Raw genomic sequence first — 18849 nt, 5'->3', positions numbered from 1 at the left:
ATACTTATTATATCATTGCTTATATATATCATTAGTGATATAATTTACGCATGATAAAAGACAAGTATCTTCAAAAAATCGGCAATTTAATCGCTGAAAATCGTCAAAAACAAGGTCTGACGCAGACGCAATTAGCTGAGGCGATTGGTACGTCGCAAAGTGCTATTAATCGCATTGAAAACGGGGGTCAGAATATTAGTATTGAAATGATTGCTCGAATTAGTGAAGTACTTAATAACAATATTGTGACCGTAAATCATTCCGGAAAAATGAATTTTAAGGTAACTGGCGGCAAAAAATTGTCTGGTGAGATACAGGTTAAGACTAGTAAAAACGCCGCAGTGGGCCTTCTCTGTGCAAGTTTGTTGAACAAGGGGAAGACGACGCTTAGGAAAGTGGCGCGAATTGAAGAAGTTAATCGAATTATTGAGGTTCTGAACTCGATTGGCGTTAAAACTCGCTGGTTGGATGGCAGTGATCTTGAGATTATGCCGCCAGCGCGCTTGAAGCTTGAAGATATGGATATTACTGCGGCGAAGAGAACTAGGACTGTGATTATGTTCCTTGGCCCGCTATTACATCAATATGACGATTTCAAATTGCCGTTTGCCGGCGGCTGTAATTTAGGTAAGCGCACAGTTGAGCCGCATCTTAGTGGTTTGAGACATTTTGGAATGAATGTCACGGCGGAAACTGATTATTATCACGCAAAAACTGATGTCAATTCTGGCGATCGAACGATTTTATTGACGGAGCGCGGCGATACGGTGACGGAAAATATCATTATGGCTGCGGCGTTGTCACCAAACACTACTATCATCCGCAATGCTAGCCCAAACTATATGGTTCAAGATGTCTGTTTCTTCTTGAAAAAGTTGGGCGTGAAAATTGAGGGAATTGGTACGACGACCTTGAAAATTACAGGTCGTAAGCGCATTAGTAAAAATCTGGACTATTATCCGAGCGAAGATCCAATTGAAGCGATGAGTTTTATTGCGGCGGCTGTGGTGACGGATTCGGAAATTACCGTTCGCCGCGCGCCGATTGAATTCTTGGAAATTGAACTAGCGACATTGGCGGAAATGGGTCTTAAATTTGAACTCAGCAAGGAATATTTTGCTAATAATGGGCAAACTCGTTTGGTTGATATTAAATTGCAGCGCTCCAAACTCCAGGCTGCCAAGGATAAACTTCACGCCTTGCCATTTCCTGGAATTAATATGGACAATTTGCCGTTCTTGGGTCTTATCGCGACGGTGGCTAAGGGGCGTACGTTGGTTCACGACTGGAGTTACGAGAACCGAGCAATTTACTTTACGGAGTTAAGCAAGCTGAATGCGCAAATCGAGTTGGTTGATCCACACCGTGTTTATATCACTGGCCCAACAAGATGGAAGCCGGCTGACGTTGTTGCTCCGCCAGCGCTTCGTCCGTCCGTTGTGATACTTTTGGCAATGCTTGCTGCTCCAGGTGTATCGATTCTGCGCGATGTATATTCGATTAATCGCGGATACGAGGAATTGGCGGCACGATTAAATTCGCTAGGTGCTGAGATTGAAGTGATTATTGAATAGGAATTCGCTTAATCTGCGGTTCTTTTTTAGGCTGGATTTGCGGTTTTGGAAAAATAAATTTGAGATAATCTTTCATCATTCGGGCGCCGGAAATAATTGGCAAATAGTTGCTTAATTGGTGGCGGATATGTTTTTCTAGCAATTGGTCATTTTTTAAAATAGCGGCAGCTTTATGCATGTTGACGTACAGAGATGAAACTTCAGCTTCGTAGTTTCTCCCGGTAACCTCGAGGCAAGCGATTGGCTGGATGTCGGCAACGCCGCCGTCACTAGTGGAGATGAGGAGTTTCAGATTGGCGACGTCTTTTTCCCACGACGTGCCGCACGCTTCTAACCCGACAATAGGAATATTTATCGAAGCATCCGAGCCGATTGCTAACGCTCGTCCCAACTCTTCGTCGTAATCTTGTATGTAATGAACACGCTCCTTGAGGACCGGATCGTTGTCGATCAATTTTAATATCTCGAGCAATTTTTGATACATCGTCACGTCGCCTTGGTGGACTTTTCCTGTCAGAATATAATGCGCGTTGTGACTGATGAGAATTTGACGCAATGAATCCGGGTTTTCAAACGGCATATAAGGTCGTTTGTAATTGGCGAATCTTCGCTTGAAGTCGAATAATATTGCATTTTCTGGGATTTGTATGGATTTTCCGTACTGGTCTTGGCGACTCAATAGGACTCGATTCAATTCCTTTCGACCGAGTTTTTTCAAATACCTCAAATCCGCGCTACTCAGCGAGTTTAATTTTTCAGAAAAATCATTTGTGGGCAATCCAAATTTATCGATAATGCCGTGGTCGCGATATGTCTGCAATATTTCAGGCAGTACCCACGTTTCAAGATCTATTCCATTGGTAATGGCTTGAAATTTGACTTTGTCGTTGTTGCGGTCGCGGAAATTTGCCACGCGGGCGTGTAACTTACTTACACCATTCTTCGCTTCAGTAAGTTCAATTGCCAAAAGATTCGGCCTCAGTCTGTCATTACGGAATTGCTCCATTAGCCAACAGCGCACGGCGTTGCTCTTTATATTTGGCAGAACTAATTTTTCAAATTGCGAACGATGGAATTCCGGTTCGGCCGCTTGAAGAAGTGTGTGGTTCGTGTAAAGTGTGTGCTTGCGAACGTAAACGATGGCTTCGTATAAATTCATTCCGTTGGCGCACAGCTCGTCTAGTCGCGCCAATGCAGCAAAAATTGTTGCGGTCTCATTAAGTTGAATAACGGCCGGCTTAATGCCGAGGAGTTTTAATGCTTTATAGCCGCCAAATCCCAGCGCTACTTCTTGGTATAATCTATGGTCGCCGGATCCGTCACCTTCGTACAATTGTCCAAAGTTCGGTTCTGAAATTGTAACAAATTGTGTTGAACCGAGCGTCTTCTTGAAAATGCTTAAGCTTGCGTCTGGGAATCCGTTTGAACTTACGAAAACTTCGTCAATATATTCAAATCCGTAATCTTGAGGTGAAACGGATTCCGAAAACTCTTCTTGTGCGAGGTCGGTAATTTTTTGGTGTGATTCGCTACGATAAAACGGCGTCACTACTACGAATGGAACTTCCAATTTTTCAGCTACACGTCGCGTGTCCGCTGCCAAAACTCCAAGTCCGCCACCACCTTTAATACCGTTGGATTTATCATAAATTTCCATTGTCCAATAAACATATGGTCGGTTTTCGGACAATTGATGCGTTAAGCTGCTTCGTTCAATTACATCATAAAATTCGGACGCATCTTCAATGTCATGCGGTTGGTATTTTGGCTTTTCTGTATAAATATATGGATCCATCGATGCCCTTTATGGATTGAAATTGTCTAACTTGGTGCGGGTGGGGAGAATCGAACTCCCATCTCAAGTTTGGAAAACTTGCATACTAACCGCTGTACTACACCCGCAAGCTTTTACTATTGTAGCAGAAAGATGCTATAATGTGAATACGCCCTGATAGCTCAGTTGGATAGAGCAGGAGACTTCTAAGCTCAAGGTCGTAGGTTCGAATCCTACTCGGGGCACCATTTCATATAACTAATGGGGGATATATGGATGCGAATAAAAAACCGCAAATGACGCGGGAAATGATGGAAAGGCTATATGGTCGTATGAATACGTTGAGCGACAACAGCTCTAGAGCGTATGGGGATACTGGCAGAATGCTGACCGCTAATCGTAGCGTGAATTCGGAGCGCCGATATATTAAGGGATATGGATCTTCGATATCGGCCAATAATTCTGACAATCGAAGACGATTTGGTGCGGAAATGGGTGTAGCGCCTCGGTCGAGAGTCGCTAACAATAATCCTGATGACGCTGGCTTGTCTGGCGGTAATCGACGAGTCAACGGTTTACAAAATAATAATGTTCAGTCAAGCGTGGACAATTCTCGTCGATCGTTTAACGCTAATCGAACTACTTTTCGTGAGCCGCCTTCTCGCGGATATAATCCGTTTGGATAAATAAAAAAATCCTCACTTCGTGTGAGGTTATTTTTTGGAGGGCCAGGAGGGGCTCGAACCCTCGACACCCTGCTTAAGAGGCAGGTGCTCTAACCAGCTGAGCTACTGGCCCACAACTTCATTATACAACAATCAATAAAAAAGTCTACCGTTTTATTGAAAATAATTTATCGGTGTGAATAAATTGTCGTAAAACTTGGGGCGAATGATGGGGTTCGAACCCACGGCCTCCGGAGCCACAATCCAGCGCTCTAACCAGCTGAGCTACATCCGCCATAAACCAAGCTTCTCAAATTATAGCACACACTATATCTGTACTCAAGATGGTAAAATTGCTATACTTAATGACAATGAGAGAACTAAATGGCTCAGAATTAGCTGGATTTATCAAGGAGCGCCAGGCGAAACAGGTGCGAGCTTTAAGACAGGCTTGGCGTATTAATCCTCGTTTGGCAATTGTTACTGATGTCGAAAATCCAGTTATTGAAACGTATATGCGACTGAAACAGAGATATGGCGCTGATATTTTGGTTGACGTGGAGATTCATCGAGTCCCTGCGGGCGGCGCTTTGGAGGTGATTCAAGAATTGAACAATCGAGACGATGTTCAAGGAATAATTCTGCAATTGCCGATTAGTAATTCTGATCAGACTGAGGAATTACTCGAGAGTATTCGAGAAGGTAAAGATGTTGACGGCCTGCGCAAAAAGGCGATTTTTCAGGCAGCCACACCAACGGCTATCAATTGGCTACTGGCTGGATATGGCGTTGACTTGAAAAATAAAAAAGTTGCAATTGTTGGGCGAGGTCGTTTGGTTGGTGCTCCTCTCGAGAGGATGTGGCTGAAGTCTGACGTCGATGTGACGGTTTTTGAAAAAGGTGACGACTTATCTCAATTGATAAATTACGATATTATCGTGTCGGCAACTGGAGTTCCAGGGCTGATTAAAAGCCAGATGATTAAGACTAAGGCGGTTGTTATTGACGCGGGAACTGCTTCGGAAAATGGAAAAATTGTTGGCGACGTATCTGAAGAAGTGCGTCAACGTAATGATGTAATTATTACACCAAAAAAAGGCGGAGTTGGTCCATTAACGGTTTCTGCGCTGTTTGATAATGTAATTACGGCTTGTCTAAAGATTGCGAATCAATCAAAAAATTAAGCGGCTTTTATGGCAGTTTTGACCTGCTCGACAACTTGGCGTGGCGTTAAGCTTGCTTTTACGATGTAGCTATGAATTCCTAATTTCTTCAAATCGTGCGGAGCTTCTTCTTCGCCGAGGTTGGTAAGGACGATAACGGGAATAGTTTTTCCCCAATCTTTAGACCTAATTCGCTTTAAGGCTTCCGCACCGTCCATTTCTGGCATTTGTAAATCTAGCAAAATAATATCTGGCTGAAACTTCTCGACTACTTCTATGCCAATTTGTCCGTTGGCGGCCAAGCGAACGTCAAATCCGTCCGATTCGAACTTCATTCGGTACATCTGGCTGATGGTTGGGTCGTCTTCAATGATAGCGATTTTTATCATGCTCTAAGTATATCATATAAACTATGTTATAATTTTTGGCATGGAAAACTTTAGGAACGAACGGTGTATTGCAGAAGCGGGTGATTTTCTTAATGGAGTTGATCATGAAGCTAATAAAAAATTAAACGAGGAAATTGCGGATCTTAGAAGTGAGGAATGTAGGGTTAAAATTGGAGAAAAGACCGACCCTGCATATAATAACCCTGATGGTATTAAAGATACATACAACTATTTGAAGCGGGGCGATGCAGAATTAAAAGAGATTCGTAAAAACTTTATTCATAAAAATCTAGCCACCGCGGCAATTGCGAATGTTTTAGATAAAACTCCTTTTGTGAAAATGGGCAAGTGGGGCAAAAAGGTAGATTTATATCTGGAGTTTTTTCGCGACAAGTTATTGTACGGTGAAAATCAGACTGCTTCGAAGCCGTGGCACAATCAGCGAGGTTCCGCACTAACATTTTTGACAATTCCTGAAGCTTATAGATTAAGAGTTTCTCGCAAAAATGGCGAAATATTGTCAGAAGGTAAATATCCAACTATGAGTGGTCCGCTGGATGAGTCGGTATTTGATGAGAAGATTAATGGCTTGCCGCTGACAGAAGTTATGATTCAAGATAAAATCAACAACGGCGTGGATAAAGCGACGGCTATTGAAGAAGTAGAGAAGAGAATTAGTGAAGTCCGAGAGTTTATCCAGGCGCCGGTGACGGAGGAGTTTTCTAACGTCATTCGGCATTGTGCGGATTCGCTTGGCATTCGTGAGCGAGTGGAAACAGTGAATGGTCTATCGATTGATCACTTGAAGAAAGTGGCAGAAAAAGAGAATCGTTCAATTGACGATATGTTGGTGATGAGTTTTGGCTGCGGAACAGGACTAGCGACTTTGAAGATGCTGAAAAAACTTAAGGATGAAACGGGTGAGACACCAACGGTTATCCTGCTAGATCAAGATCCGTTGTCTCTGGCGGCGGCGCAGAGCTTGGCTAAGAAATGGAATTTGGAAGATAAGATTGAAGTTCATTGTGAACGATTATTCAGTAAGCTTGGCAAACCTTTGAGCTTGAAGGGAGTTCTGGGTGATCGTAAGCTGGATATTGCGGAAGATTCTGGCTTGCGAGAATATCTGCCAGATGGCGTTTATAAACAATTGACACGAGAATCATTAAAATTTTTACGAACTGGTGGACTAATGATCACTGGCAACATGAACGTAAATCGCCCACAAAAAGAATTTTTGCATGGACTAATGGGGTGGGTTCCAAAGGTTAGGATGCGTTCAATTAAAGAAGGTTTTAAGCTGCTCCAAAAATCTGGCATACCAAAAGAATCTATTGAAGCTACAGTTACTGCGAGCGGCGTTTACACAGTTTTTGCGATTGAAACGTAGAATAAAATGCTATAATAAGCATTAGTATGATGATACGAGCATTAGTGCTAGGATTGGTTGCGTTGATGGCGCTAATTTTGGGTGTGCTTGTACTTAAAAAGTCGAAGCATCGTCATGATGCAAAGTATTGGTTTTTTCTGGTTTGTTTATGTTTGGCTGTGTGGTCGGCTGGACTTGAAGTGTTTTCTCTGGCGGACAATGAAGTAGCATTGGACACCGCATCTAGATGGTTTTATGTCGCTTCGGCTGTTTTTTGCCCCGCGTTGGCTATTTTTACTACAAAGTCATTCCTTCCATCGACAAAATCGACAAAGAGTTTTATTTGCGCATCTAGTATACTAATAACGATTTTTTCGCTATATATTATTTTGGTGCCTGAATTTATTATTAATACATCAGAAATCGTCACGCCAGTAGATTTTTCTCGAATTCCGGTTCATGCAGTTAACTATGTTATTTTTGCAACTTTTTTCTCAGTATTTTTCTTAATTTCTATGTGTTTTGGTCATATAGCGTGGCGCAAATCAGATTCTGTTCGACGCAAGCAAGTCGCGATTTACATGATTGGTCTGTTGATATGTAGCATTCCTGGCTTTGTAGTGGATCTGTTTCTTCCGGCGCTTGGTGATTATCGATATATATGGATTGGTCCAATTGCTACGATTATTTTCTTGTTTGCAATTATGTATAGCATCGTCAGATACCGATTGATGGACGTAAAAATGGCGGTGGCTCGAAGTGTCTCGTATATGTTGCTATTAATCGCACTAGCTGTCGTTTACGTGATTTCTGCATATGTCATTTCAATTTTGGTTTTCCAACGCAGCCTGACGGTTGATAGTCACGTAAATCTCATGAATATGATTTTGGCTATGGTTTTGGCGGTCGTATATCAACCAGTGAAGAAAATCTTTGATAAATTTACTGATAGAGTTTTTTATTACGGAGAATATGATGCTGATACGTTTACGCGTGAGATTAGCAAGATATTAACCTATACAGCAGATCTGCAATTGCTAACTCGACGTGTTGGCAATTATATAGCGACTTCTCTTAAGGCAGAAAAAGTGGCGTTTTGTATTCCAGAAAAAGGAATATACGGTCGGGCGGGTCGGCGACGAATATCTGTTGTTGAGGAAGATGTTCACAGGATTATGGATTACTATTATAAGAATTGTAGTTTTCCGGAAGTTATTTTGGCAAATCAAGTAAAAGATCCAGAACTGAAGAAACTTTTGGATATTCATCGCACAAAAATTGTTATGCCGCTGCTGCATCAAAATCAAGAAACGGGAATTCTGTTTCTGGGCGAGCATAAGAGTTTGGGATATAGTTCTCGCGATATTGAAATGCTGGAATCGATTGCTGGGGAATTGGCGGTGTCGATTCGAAATTCTTTGTCATTGGAAGAAATTAATGAGTTGAATAAAAGTTTGCAGCGTAAAATTGACGAGGCGACGAAAGAATTGAGGTTCAGTAATCGACAGCTTCAGCGGCTAGATGAGGCGAAGAATGAGTTTATTTCTATGGCCTCACATCAGTTGAGAACGCCGTTGACTAGTATTAAAGGCTATCTGGATATGATGCTGGAGGGAGATTTGGGGAAGATTACGCCGACGCAGCGTGCGGTTCTTAGAGAAGCGTTTTCTTCGAGTGAGCGTATGGTGAGATTGATAAACGACTTTCTTAATGTTTCTAGGCTTCAGACTGGCAAATTTAATATCGATAAGCAGAAGATAGATATTGCTCAAATTCTTCGGGATGAAGTTGCTTTACTTAAGGTTGTGGCAGATCAGAGGTCTGTTGAAATGGACCTAAAGATTGATAAAAAAGTTCCATTTATTACAGCTGACGCTGAGAAGATTCGTCAAGTTATGCTGAATATGATTGACAATGCCATTTACTATTCAAATCCACATAAAAAGGTAATAATTTCTCTGAAAAATAGTAATGGCGCGATTGAGTTTACGGTGAAAGATTCGGGAATTGGTGTGCCAAAATCAGAACAAGCAAATTTGTTTGGCAAATTCTTCCGCGGCACAAATGCCAGAAAAAAGAGACCAGACGGCACTGGCGTTGGCTTATTTTTGGCGAGGAAAGTTATCTTATCGCACGACGGCGAAATGATCTTTGAGTCAGAAGAGGGAAAAGGTAGCACCTTTGGATTTAAGCTGCCAGTTCGTTAACGAAATAAACTCAGTATTCCAGAAATAACGATAATTAAGGCAATTACAACGAGCCCCGCCATACCAATGGTGCGAATGAGCTTTTTTCGATCGAAAAACCATTGAGATAATTTGGAGCGATTCGTCGCTGTAATCCTTGTTACTTTTGGTCGCTGAGGTGCCGCGTCCATTCCAGAATATTTTTTATTGCGCTTTTTCTTCTGCTTTGTCATGGAAATATTATACATTAATAGATAACGGTGGAGAAGTGGCTGATTTGCTATAGACAATTCGACAATAATTTGTTATGATATCTGAAGTCGTGGCCTTATCGTCTAACGGTTAGGACACCAGGTTTTCATCCTGGCAATCCGGGTTCGATTCCCGGTAAGGTCACCATGTGACAGACAGAAGACCTTACTGGTCTTTTTTATTTGTTTTTAATCTTGCAAGGAACTTATGCTTACTATAAAATGATGCTAAGATAGTAGTAATAGCTGGGTAGGAATCTAATGATAAAGAGCAGCGCGATAAAAACAAAACACGCAAACGCTAGAAAGGTCCAGGACGGCAAAAGATCGCCTAAAAACACTCCTGTGCAAAAAGTACACTCTAAACTAAAATCCACCCGAAAGCGTATATCAAAATTCTGGATTATAGCTGGGGTTGCTATATTAATAGCTGCTATCTACCTACTCATCAATGGCGGTGCCTTGGTAGAGCAACATAAAATGGCGCAATACCTTAAGGAAAAGTATGGGAAAGAGTTTATAGTAGAAAATTATCGCATTGAGGGTGGCGGTATTGGAGTTGAGGGCGATCCGTATGTGGATGCTTATCCGGTTGATGATAGTAGTCTTAGGTTTGAAGTGTGGAATAGAGCTGACTATAGAAAAGGCGAGAGTGCTTACTCTGATACATATCTAGATCGTATTTGGGAAAGAGAGTCTAGGAATGATATAGCTAACCTAGTTAGCAAGCAGTTTGGCGGTAGAGCTAGACTCAAATCAATAAGAATAAACAGCAATATAGAGATTGGCAGAGCTATTACGAAAAACATACCCTCCTATAAAGATGCATTTAATAAATTTGGCAGAAAAATATATATGACGATATCTTTAGAGAATGACGTTAATTTTGATGATTTGTCAGAGCATATATATAGAGTGACTTCTGAAATAAGAAAGCAAATGGGCGTAATGCTGGCTATAGACTATCATGATTCACTACATGAGCTATGGCTGGAGGATCAGGACATTAGTAATATGAAATCTTCGAGTGACGTAGATAAATATATAAAGAGGAGGTGGGGTTGAATATAACTAATGAGCAATATTTAGCCTTAAGCGCGCTGGCGTATTCGGATATAAGCACATATTACAATAAGAAACAGACAACAATAGGCTATCTTATAGGTAATAATAGAATCAAGGACTATTTAGGTAAAGATGGTTCTGTCTCTCCGGAATTTTCTGCTTTATCTACTATTAAGGACTGGATTATTATTGATACCTATTCAAATAGTTCATCAGGTTTTTATGGTATCGCTATTCAAGATCCCGCATCAAAATAATAGGCTTCACCAATTAAAATTTTGTCTTGAGGGTTTTGCAAGCTTATTTCCTGCTAATGATTACTGTCATATTATATTATATCAAGCATTTTTCATCACTGTTATTTCGTGGTATAATTTTAAAAATGAGTGATAATATATTTAAACGAACAAAAATATTAGCAACAATTGGGCCAGCAACGTTCAGCCAAGAAAAGGTTTATCAATTGTTGGAGGCCGGTGTTAACGGCATCCGTATGAACTTTAGCCACGGCGCTAATGAGGAGCGAATTGAGCAGATCGATTGGGTGCGCACAGCTAGTAAACAGCTGGGCAAGCCTGTCGCAATTCTACAAGATTTGCAAGGTCCAAAGATTCGCCTGGGCGTTTTGAAAGATAACATGCTGAATGTTAAGGTTGGCGATATGCTGGTCTTGGACTCAGAAATTACTGAGCATGATGGCAGCTTCAATTTGCCAGTGCAGTACAATTTGGCGGAGAAGATGAAAGTCGGCGAGCCACTTTACATGTTTGATGGCAAGATCAGGACGGTTGTGCGAGAAATTGTTAGCCCAACTGCAATTCGCGTAGAAGTTCAGAATGACGGTTTTTTGATGAGCCGCAAGGGTTTGAATTTGCCAGACACAGATTTTGGTGGCGACATTCTTACTCAGAAAGATATTAACGATTTGGAATGGGGCGCAAGCCAAGATTTTGATTATGTTGCATTGAGTTTTATTCAAAAAGTTGATGACATTATTGATTTGCGTCGTCGATTGACAGACCTGGGTTCGACAGCCAATATTATTGCCAAGATTGAGACTAAATCTGCTGTTGATCCAGAGAATTTGGAGGAAATCGTTAAGGCTAGTGACGGTATTATGGTCGCTCGTGGTGACTTGGCGGTGGAAGCTGGTGCGGAAATTGTTCCAGTTGTACAGCGTCGAATTATTGCCTTGTGTCGTAAATATTGCAAGTTAGTAATCGTTGCAACACAAATGATGGGTAGTATGGTTGATAATCCAGAGCCAAGTCGCGCTGAAGTAAGCGACGTTGCCAATGCTGTAATCCAAGGTGCTGACGTGGTTATGTTATCTGATGAGACTGCCAATGGTAAATATCCTGTTGAAACTGTTCGTGCAATGCGCAAGACTATTATCTACACTCAAGAACACAGTGAGGTAATGTTGGTAGAAAAAGCTGAAATGCGTGAAAAAACTGACGCGATTTTAAGCTACACCGCAGCTCAATTGGCAAGGAGAATTAAAGCTCGAGCTATTATTGCAGAAACACACACTGGTGCTACTGCAATTAATGTTGCCGCATATCGTCCGAACTTACCAATTGTTTGCGTGACCGAAGAAGTGAAGACTGCGCAAAAGTTGGCGCTAAGGTACGCTTCTCGTCCATATGTTCGACCAAATGACCCAAATGCAGCAACTAAGCTAGCTGACGAGTTGAAACAAGAAGGCTATTTCGGCGCAGACCCAGTTACGGTTGTGCTTGTTAGTGGCCACAATCCAGAGCCAGGAAAAACTGACAATATCCAAGTCAAAACGTTGTCGTAAGGAGAATTTGGGTGGGCAGAAAATTTCCGAAGCAAACAATTCGCGACGTTGATCTACGTGGAAAAACTATTCTTCTGCGAGCAGATTATAATGTGCCACTAACAAAGCGTGGTCAGATTTCTGATGATCTAAGAATTCGCGCTTCGCTGCCCACACTCCGATATTTGCTGGAGCAGAATTGCAAGATTGTTATCATGTCTCATCTGGGGCGACCAAAAGGTAAGGATCTTAAGTTTAGCCTGAAAGTCGTCGCAGATCATCTATCCAAGTTGCTGAGTCGTCCGGTAGAATTGCTGGATGATTGCGTGGGCGAAGCTGTTCATCAAGCCATTCGCCGCGCGCCACGAGGCAGTATTCTTATGTTGGAGAATTTACGCTTTTATGACGAGGAGGAGGCTGATGATTTAACATTTGCCAAGTCAATTCAGCGCGCTGTCCGAGCAGATTATTTTGTACAGGACGGATTTGCGGTCGCGCATAGGGCACACGCCAGCACTCATGCGATTACGTTGTGTGTTCCAGGGCTAGCGGGATTACTATTAGAAAAAGAATATGTAACTATCACTGAGGCGATGAATAATCCAAAACGTCCGTTGGTTGCGGTTATTGGCGGCGCGAAAGTTAGCGATAAAATATTACTGATTAAGCGTCTGATTAAAAAGGCAGATCGGATTTTAATTGGCGGCGCTATGTCAAACACGTTTTTACATTGTCGTGGGTTTAATGTCGGCAAGAGTGTGTTTGAGCCAGGAATGGAAAAGGTTGTCGCGGAAATTTATGATTTGGCGGCGGCTAAGGTCGGCGCAGAGAATGTTGACGATTTTTTGGTATTGCCGATTGACGTGGCGGTTGCGCCAGAGATTTCTAAAGATTTTCCTCGTCAAGAAGTTAATATTGATAAAATAAGAAACTCAGATATGGCGCTGGATATCGGAAGTCAGACAATTGAGAAATTCACGAAAATACTGGCCGGCGCGAAGACGGTTATTTGGAACGGTCCGCTGGGCTATGCTGAAATTGATAATTTTGCAATCGGTTCAGCGCGAGTGGCGCTAGCTATTGCCCAGAATAAAGGAGTCGTTTCAATAGTCGGCGGCGGAGATACGGCTGATTTTATATTGAAATGGGACGGGCATGATGGCGCCAATTTTACTCATGTTTCCACTGGTGGCGGAGCTAGCATGGCCTTGATGGCTGGTAAAAAATTGCCTGGAATTGAAAGTTTACTAGACGCATACGGTTTGAGGTGATAAACTAAGCATAAGGATTATCTCATGAGAAAAAAGTTAATCATTGGTAACTGGAAAATGAACTTCAATATGCAGGAGGCTAGCTTATATTTGCATAAGCTGATGAATACGCTGCCCTCGCATAGAGATGTTGAAGTGGTGCTGGCGCCTACTATTTTGACGCTGCAGAGTTTGAGTTTGCAAATTAATCGTCGAATCGCTAAGTTGGCAGCCCAGAATTGCTATTGGCGAGATTCGGGGGCGTACACGGGAGAAATTCCAGCGGCGCATCTTCGTGGAATTGCTGATTATGTGATAATTGGACATTCGGAGCGTCGCTATATTTTCATTGAAAGCGAAAAAGACATTCGACTGAAAGTTCAGGCGGCAATTCGAAATCGTATTCATCCGATTCTGTGTGTCGGTGAGACGATTCAAGAGAAGACTCTTGGCGAAACGAAGGATGTTCTGGCTGATCAATTGACTAGCGGTCTTGCTAATGTGACGGCAGACGAGCTAGATGAAGTAATTATTGCGTATGAGCCAGTTTGGGCAATCGGTACTGGCGACAGCGCTAAAGCGTCCGATGTAAAAAAAGCTACACAGATGATTCGACGACATATTTCTCATTTGTACGGTAAAAAAGCGGCGGAATCAGTTCGAATTGTTTATGGTGGAAGTATTACGTCAATAAACGCCGCGGATTATTTGGCAATTGATGAACTTGATGGTTTATTGGTTGGGACAGCCAGTTTGGATGCATATCAATTTAAGGAGATAATCTCGAAAGCACATAAAGGTTAAAAAATAGGGGGCATATGACAGATATTGATTTTGATGAGTTGGATAGAGCGGTAAGCTCTCTTATGGATAAGCAGCGAGAAAAGGAAGCTCCAGTGGTGGCTAATGAAAATAATAGCGAGGTTTCTATGCCTGCGTCCGTAGAGGAAAAACCTGCATCAGAGAACTCTATTGGCACTAGCTTTGCACCTCCAGTAACTCCATTTACTCCTTCGTCTGCTGTTTCTACTCCTTTATCATCGATCTCTCAGCCTGAAGCAAAAAAAGACTCTTCTAGCGACAATACGATTCCTAAAGAGATTGATAGTCCTACGAGCGAAAAAGTTGCTAGCGACTCAGTAGCCAATAGAGCTCCTGGCATGGCTGCTAGCGAAGTCAAAGCTGCGCCAGTAATCGCGAGACGCTCGACTGGTCGTTTCATGGATGTTGTTAGACCTTCATCTGTCAGCACTATCCAAAAACCTGCTGCTCCCGCTCCATCCCGAACTGGCACGACAATTCAGCCTTCTCCTGATTTGGTGGACGTGATTAGCGCAAATAATAGGCATTCTGCAGTAAGAAAAGAAATGTCTGATATAGTTGCTCAACCGGATAATCTTAGTGACACCCCTGATCTTAAAGATGTGCATAATGAATCTACTTTTGCGGAAATTGAAGATGCGCCTGCTGAGGAATTGTCGTTGACTGATAAGATAGCTCAATCATTAGCTGTAAGTAATAGCGAAGCTCCTGCTATACCGATGACTGCGCCGCTGGAGTCTCCGTTTATTGCTAATGTTGAAGTGGAGAAGCGACCGCTTGGTTCTGTTAACCAAACTATGACTAATTCTGAGATGAATGGCGATGAAGATGCGTCTATGTCTGCTGATTCTGAGGATATAAAATTGGAACATCAATATAATACCAATTTATCTAATTACAGCATGAGTGAAAATTCTTTGGGCGATGCACCCGACTCGCCAATGGATTTGAGTCCAGAAATTATAGCAATTGAGGAGGCTGGCGTTCCTGAAGATTCAGACGATAAAATATCTACCGATATTGACAGTTCTTTGATCGAGTCTTCCGAATTATCCGAAAAAGAAACTATGGATTCTGAGCCGGCACCGATGTTTGCCGCTGTATCTACAGAGGTCAAACCTTCAGCTGACAAAGAAAAGAAAAAATCTGGATTATTAATAGCGTTGCTTATTGTTCTATTTTTGGCAATTGGTATGGCTGGCGGCGCTGTTTCGTACTTTTTGCTGATAAAATAGATATATGTCTAAATTTACTGACGGATTAAATAGCGAGCAGGCTCGAGCGGTGACGCACGCTGATGGGCCGTTGTTGATTTTGGCTGGAGCCGGATCTGGAAAGACCAAAACCCTGACTCATAGAATTGCCTATTTGATTGGCGAGTTGAAAATATTTCCTAGTCGAATATTGGCGGTTACATTTACTAACAAAGCTGCGAAGGAAATGCGTCAGCGATTGGCGCAAATATTGGGTGAAGATTCTGAAAATCGGCAATTTATGCCGTGGATGGGAACTTTTCACAGTATTTGCGTGCGAATGTTGCGGATGGATGGTGAAAATATTGGTCTGGACAAGCGATTCTTAATTTACGATACCGATGATCAAATAAGCTTGATGAAGCAGATCATGAAGTCTCGCGGTTTGACGGATAAAGATATTAAACCTCGAGCTGTACTTTCGGCTATTTCGAACGCTAAAAATGAGATGAGAAGTGCTGAGGATTTTTCGGCTTCGACTCGCGGCCCAAGAGAGCAGAAAATAGCCGAGCTGTTTTTTGCTTATGAAAAAGCTTTGAAAGATGCTTCGGCGTTGGATTTTGACGATTTATTGATAAAAACCGTGGAATTGTTGAGAAATAAGCCGGATATCCGTCATAAATGGCAGCAGCAATTCGAACATATTCTGATTGACGAGTATCAGGACACGAATGCGGTGCAGTATGCGCTAATTAAGTTGCTGGTGAATTCGCGTCGTGATTTATGCGTGGTTGGTGATGATGCCCAGTCGATTTATAGTTTTCGCGGGGCTGATTATACTAATATTCTCAATTTTGAGCGTGATTTTCCGGGCACGACGGTGGTTAAGCTGGAGCAAAATTATCGTTCGACTGGCGCGATTTTGAATATGGCAAATGCGCTAATTAGTCATAATATTCATAGAACTGATAAAAATTTATGGACGGCGAATGGTGACGGTGTTGAGCCAAAATTATGGCAATTATACAATGAGTCCGAGGAGGCCCTGGCGATTGCGAATGAGATTCAGGCGCAAATTGCGAACGGTCGTCAATATGGTGACGTGGCGGTGTTGTATCGAACGAATGCGCAAAGTTACGCAATTGAGCGAGCCTTGCGTCAGAGTTATATTCCGTATAAAATTGTCGGCGGTTTGCGATTTTTAGATCGAGCGGTCGTTAAGGATTTATTGGCATATCTTCGATTGTTATATCAGCCGAGTGATCGAGTTAGTTTTTTGCGAATTGTGAATACGCCAAAACGTGGCGTTGGCGCGGTGAGTATCTCTAAGTTTTTGGACTGGAATGACGCGTCAGGGAAGGATATAATTAGCGGGTTGTTGGCAGTTGATGAAGTGGATACTTTGACGGCGCGTGCAAAACGTCCGCTGCTAGAGTTTGGTCAAAAACTGCACGATTTGCAGCAGGAAATTGACGGATCTCCGGCCGAAATGATTGAAAAAATTATGAAAAGTACTGGCTATGAAGATTTTATAAACGACGGAACACCGCAAGCTGAGGAGCGAATGGAAAATATCGGCGTGCTTTTGTCAGAGGCGAAGGCTTACGTTGACGTGGCGACGTTTTTGGAAGAGATGGCTTTGATGTCTTCGACGGATACAACTGCCGATCAGCAAGTAACGCTCATGACGCTTCATGCGGCTAAAGGTTTGGAGTTTCCGGTGGTTTTTTTGGCGGGACTGGAAGAGGGGATTTTGCCGCACGCAAGAGTGTTTGATAGCAGCAACGCTGATGACGTCGAAGAAGAGCGCAGGTTGTGTTACGTTGGTGTAACTCGGGCGAGGGAAGAATTGTTCGTTAGTTGTGCCAGCTCTCGGACGCAATTTGGTCAGATTGGCTATAACATGCCATCGAGGTTTTTGGACGAAATGGGCTTGATGGCTGGTGGTGTTGATAGACCAGCTCAGCCGATGATAGAGCCTGATTTTTATTCGGAAGATATTGGTTTGGAAGTTGGCGATCGAGTTCGCAGTCCGAGTTTTGGTTCGGGAGAAATTATTGATAGCGAAGGGCTGAGTGTTACGGTTCAGTTTGACAATGGAAATATTAAGAAATTGAACGTTGAGTTCGCACGCTTGGAGAAAATTTGATATAATAAGAATACCTACATTGTGGGTGTGAACTTATGGGTATAAGATTACAAGCAAAACACTATTCTAAGAAAATTACGTTCGTTTCTGGCGCGATATTGATGCTGGTTGGCGGTTTATTTTTTGTCAATCAAGCGTTGGCTGACGCTACTAAGCCGGCAACTAAGGCTGGCGAAAAGTTGGTGACGATTTACGACAGAGGTGCAGAAAAGACGATTGTTACAAAAGCGAGGACGATTCGCGAGGCTTTGAAATTGGCTAAGTTTTCTATTGATGAACGCCAAGACGTAGTCGAGCCGAGCCTTGATTCGGAGATGGTGGCAGAGAAGTACAATATTAACATTTTTCGCGCTCGCCCAATAACAATTGTCGATGGAAATAAGCGTCTAAAGGTAACTACCGCCGAGCAGACGCCGGCTTTGATTGCGAAGGCCGCTGGAATTGAAGTTTTTGAAGAGGACAAAACTACTTTATCTAATTCCGATAATATGGCGGTTGATGGCGCAAACATGGTGATGAAAATTGACAGAGCCTCGATGGTTAATTTTGTACTTTATGGCAAAGAATCTGTCATTCGCACACATGCTAAGACGGTTGGCGAGCTATTGAAAGAGAAGAATATCGACCCAAAGAAAGATGATACGCTATCTGTGGATCGTTCGGCAAAAATTATTCCTGGAATGAAAATTGAGCTTTGGCGTAATGGCAAGCAAACTATAACCGCAGAAGAAGATGTGAAATTTGAGGTTGAAAAAGTTCAAGACGCGAATCGAGATTCGGGATATCGCGAAGTAAAACAGGCGGGCGAGAACGGTAAGAAAAATGTCACTTATGAAGTTGAGATGAAGAACGGTGTGGAGGTGAGCCGCAAGGAAATCGCTAGTGTTGTGACAAAAGAGCCAAAGAAGCAGATTGAAATTGTGGGGACGAAAAGCTCTACGTCATTTTCTGGCAGTTTTTCTGAAGCACTTGCTAGATTGAGAAGTTGCGAGGGTAGCTATACATCGAATACTGGAAATGGATATTACGGTGCATACCAGTTTGACAAACGAACTTGGGGAAACTATGGCGGATACGAACTGGCTTCTGACGCTCCAGCTGCTGTGCAGGACGAAAAGGCGTGGCAAACTTACAAGGCTCGCGGCTGGCAACCATGGCCGACTTGTAAAGTTAAAATGGGACTTCAGGATATCTATAGATAATAGTTTCAAAATCT

16 protein-coding genes and 5 tRNA genes are annotated in these 18849 nt (G+C 42.5%); 15 read left to right on the top strand and 6 right to left on the bottom strand.

Annotated features, from left to right (window positions below; all coding sequences use genetic code 11):
* Positions 1-53: 53 nt before the first annotated feature.
* The gene (locus LRM47_RS01510; RefSeq protein ID WP_353524829.1) at positions 54-1574 is read left to right on the top strand and encodes a helix-turn-helix domain-containing protein; all 1521 of its coding nucleotides are present in this window, start codon (positions 54-56) and stop codon (positions 1572-1574) included.
* On the opposite strand, the gene LRM47_RS01505 is transcribed toward LRM47_RS01510, so the two are convergent.
* On the bottom strand, positions 1564-3369 hold the full coding sequence (locus tag LRM47_RS01505) for a glycogen/starch/alpha-glucan phosphorylase (protein WP_243822545.1): 1806 nt from the start codon (positions 3367-3369) through the stop codon (positions 1564-1566). The two genes, LRM47_RS01510 and LRM47_RS01505, sit on opposite strands and share 11 nt — an antisense overlap.
* Positions 3370-3401: 32 nt before the next feature.
* Positions 3402-3476: transfer RNA gene (locus LRM47_RS01500), tRNA-Gly, on the bottom strand.
* Positions 3477-3519: 43 nt separating this feature from the next.
* Here LRM47_RS01500 and LRM47_RS01495 point away from each other — a divergent pair.
* Both LRM47_RS01495 and LRM47_RS01490 read left to right on the top strand, forming a co-directional pair.
* A tRNA-Arg gene (locus tag LRM47_RS01495) sits at positions 3520-3596 on the top strand.
* Between the two features lie 24 nt (positions 3597-3620).
* On the top strand, positions 3621-4034 hold the full coding sequence (locus tag LRM47_RS01490; protein WP_129635375.1) for a hypothetical protein: 414 nt from the start codon (positions 3621-3623) through the stop codon (positions 4032-4034).
* Between the two features lie 35 nt (positions 4035-4069).
* Here LRM47_RS01490 and LRM47_RS01485 read toward each other — a convergent pair.
* Both LRM47_RS01485 and LRM47_RS01480 read right to left on the bottom strand, forming a co-directional pair.
* A tRNA-Lys gene (locus tag LRM47_RS01485) sits at positions 4070-4146 on the bottom strand.
* An 85-nt stretch (positions 4147-4231) separates the two neighbouring features.
* Positions 4232-4308, bottom strand: a tRNA-His gene (locus tag LRM47_RS01480).
* 76 nt (positions 4309-4384) lie between these two features.
* Here LRM47_RS01480 and LRM47_RS01475 point away from each other — a divergent pair.
* Complete coding sequence (locus tag LRM47_RS01475) at positions 4385-5197, top strand: bifunctional 5,10-methylenetetrahydrofolate dehydrogenase/5,10-methenyltetrahydrofolate cyclohydrolase (RefSeq protein ID WP_165000186.1); 813 nt, start codon at positions 4385-4387, stop codon at positions 5195-5197.
* Here LRM47_RS01475 and LRM47_RS01470 read toward each other — a convergent pair.
* Positions 5194-5565 carry a response regulator gene (locus LRM47_RS01470; RefSeq protein WP_243822544.1) on the bottom strand — a complete coding sequence of 124 codons (372 nt, stop codon included), beginning with the start codon at positions 5563-5565 and terminating at the stop codon, positions 5194-5196. The genes LRM47_RS01475 and LRM47_RS01470 overlap by 4 nt on opposite strands.
* A 40-nt stretch (positions 5566-5605) precedes the next feature.
* On the opposite strand from LRM47_RS01470, the gene LRM47_RS01465 reads away from it, so the two are divergent.
* Both LRM47_RS01465 and LRM47_RS01460 read left to right on the top strand, forming a co-directional pair.
* Positions 5606-6955 carry a class I SAM-dependent methyltransferase gene (locus LRM47_RS01465; protein WP_243822543.1) on the top strand — a complete coding sequence of 450 codons (1350 nt, stop codon included), beginning with the start codon at positions 5606-5608 and terminating at the stop codon, positions 6953-6955.
* A gap of 26 nt (positions 6956-6981) precedes the next feature.
* Complete coding sequence (locus LRM47_RS01460) at positions 6982-9141, top strand: sensor histidine kinase (RefSeq protein WP_243822542.1); 2160 nt, start codon at positions 6982-6984, stop codon at positions 9139-9141.
* On the opposite strand, the gene LRM47_RS01455 is transcribed toward LRM47_RS01460, so the two are convergent.
* The gene (locus tag LRM47_RS01455) at positions 9138-9353 is read right to left on the bottom strand and encodes a hypothetical protein (RefSeq protein ID WP_243822541.1); all 216 of its coding nucleotides are present in this window, start codon (positions 9351-9353) and stop codon (positions 9138-9140) included. The genes LRM47_RS01460 and LRM47_RS01455 overlap by 4 nt on opposite strands.
* 91 nt (positions 9354-9444) lie before the next feature.
* Here LRM47_RS01455 and LRM47_RS01450 point away from each other — a divergent pair.
* The 9 genes from LRM47_RS01450 (at position 9445) to LRM47_RS01410 (ending at position 18835) form a co-directional block, all read left to right on the top strand.
* A tRNA-Glu gene (locus LRM47_RS01450) sits at positions 9445-9519 on the top strand.
* Between the two features lie 113 nt (positions 9520-9632).
* On the top strand, positions 9633-10436 hold the full coding sequence (locus tag LRM47_RS01445; RefSeq protein ID WP_243822540.1) for a hypothetical protein: 804 nt from the start codon (positions 9633-9635) through the stop codon (positions 10434-10436).
* The gene (locus tag LRM47_RS01440) at positions 10433-10693 is read left to right on the top strand and encodes a hypothetical protein (protein ID WP_243803793.1); all 261 of its coding nucleotides are present in this window, start codon (positions 10433-10435) and stop codon (positions 10691-10693) included. Before LRM47_RS01445 ends, LRM47_RS01440 begins: the two co-directional genes overlap by 4 nt.
* 125 nt (positions 10694-10818) lie before the next feature.
* Positions 10819-12240, top strand: a complete 1422-nt coding sequence (pyk, locus tag LRM47_RS01435; RefSeq protein ID WP_243822539.1) for a pyruvate kinase — start codon at positions 10819-10821, stop codon at positions 12238-12240.
* An 11-nt stretch (positions 12241-12251) separates the two neighbouring features.
* Positions 12252-13490, top strand: coding sequence for a phosphoglycerate kinase (locus LRM47_RS01430; RefSeq protein ID WP_243822538.1), 1239 nt, complete (start codon positions 12252-12254; stop codon positions 13488-13490).
* Positions 13491-13514: 24 nt separating this feature from the next.
* Complete coding sequence (gene tpiA, locus LRM47_RS01425) at positions 13515-14273, top strand: triose-phosphate isomerase (RefSeq protein WP_243822537.1); 759 nt, start codon at positions 13515-13517, stop codon at positions 14271-14273.
* A 14-nt stretch (positions 14274-14287) separates the two neighbouring features.
* Complete coding sequence (locus LRM47_RS01420) at positions 14288-15526, top strand: hypothetical protein (RefSeq protein ID WP_243822536.1); 1239 nt, start codon at positions 14288-14290, stop codon at positions 15524-15526.
* Positions 15527-15530: 4 nt separating this feature from the next.
* A complete protein-coding gene (locus LRM47_RS01415; protein ID WP_243822535.1) occupies positions 15531-17633 on the top strand; it encodes an ATP-dependent helicase in 2103 nt (700 codons plus the stop codon).
* 35 nt (positions 17634-17668) lie between these two features.
* The gene (locus tag LRM47_RS01410) at positions 17669-18835 is read left to right on the top strand and encodes a resuscitation-promoting factor (RefSeq protein WP_243822534.1); all 1167 of its coding nucleotides are present in this window, start codon (positions 17669-17671) and stop codon (positions 18833-18835) included.
* The last annotated feature ends 14 nt before the right edge of the window (positions 18836-18849 follow it).

The organism is Candidatus Nanosynbacter sp. TM7-076 (assembly GCF_022828325.1).
Classification (GTDB): domain Bacteria; phylum Patescibacteriota; class Saccharimonadia; order Saccharimonadales; family Saccharimonadaceae; genus Nanosynbacter.
This window is presented reverse-complemented; position numbering and strand designations above follow the sequence as displayed.

Bases quoted from the DNA above. Each gene is read 5' to 3' on its own strand.
- LRM47_RS01445 (WP_243822540.1), top strand. From the start codon at position 9,633: ATGATAAAGAGCAGCGCGATAAAAACAAAACACGCAAACGCTAGAAAG.
- pyk (WP_243822539.1), top strand. From the start codon at position 10,819: ATGAGTGATAATATATTTAAACGAACAAAAATATTAGCAACAATTGGG.
- LRM47_RS01455 (WP_243822541.1), bottom strand. From the start codon at position 9,353: ATGACAAAGCAGAAGAAAAAGCGCAATAAAAAATATTCTGGAATGGAC.
- LRM47_RS01410 (WP_243822534.1), top strand. From the start codon at position 17,669: ATGGGTATAAGATTACAAGCAAAACACTATTCTAAGAAAATTACGTTC.
- LRM47_RS01470 (WP_243822544.1), bottom strand. From the start codon at position 5,565: ATGATAAAAATCGCTATCATTGAAGACGACCCAACCATCAGCCAGATG.
- LRM47_RS01465 (WP_243822543.1), top strand. From the start codon at position 5,606: ATGGAAAACTTTAGGAACGAACGGTGTATTGCAGAAGCGGGTGATTTT.
- tpiA (WP_243822537.1), top strand. From the start codon at position 13,515: ATGAGAAAAAAGTTAATCATTGGTAACTGGAAAATGAACTTCAATATG.
- LRM47_RS01490 (WP_129635375.1), top strand. From the start codon at position 3,621: ATGGATGCGAATAAAAAACCGCAAATGACGCGGGAAATGATGGAAAGG.
- LRM47_RS01505 (WP_243822545.1), bottom strand. From the start codon at position 3,369: ATGGATCCATATATTTATACAGAAAAGCCAAAATACCAACCGCATGAC.
- LRM47_RS01415 (WP_243822535.1), top strand. From the start codon at position 15,531: ATGTCTAAATTTACTGACGGATTAAATAGCGAGCAGGCTCGAGCGGTG.
- LRM47_RS01475 (WP_165000186.1), top strand. From the start codon at position 4,385: ATGAGAGAACTAAATGGCTCAGAATTAGCTGGATTTATCAAGGAGCGC.
- LRM47_RS01460 (WP_243822542.1), top strand. From the start codon at position 6,982: ATGATGATACGAGCATTAGTGCTAGGATTGGTTGCGTTGATGGCGCTA.
- LRM47_RS01420 (WP_243822536.1), top strand. From the start codon at position 14,288: ATGACAGATATTGATTTTGATGAGTTGGATAGAGCGGTAAGCTCTCTT.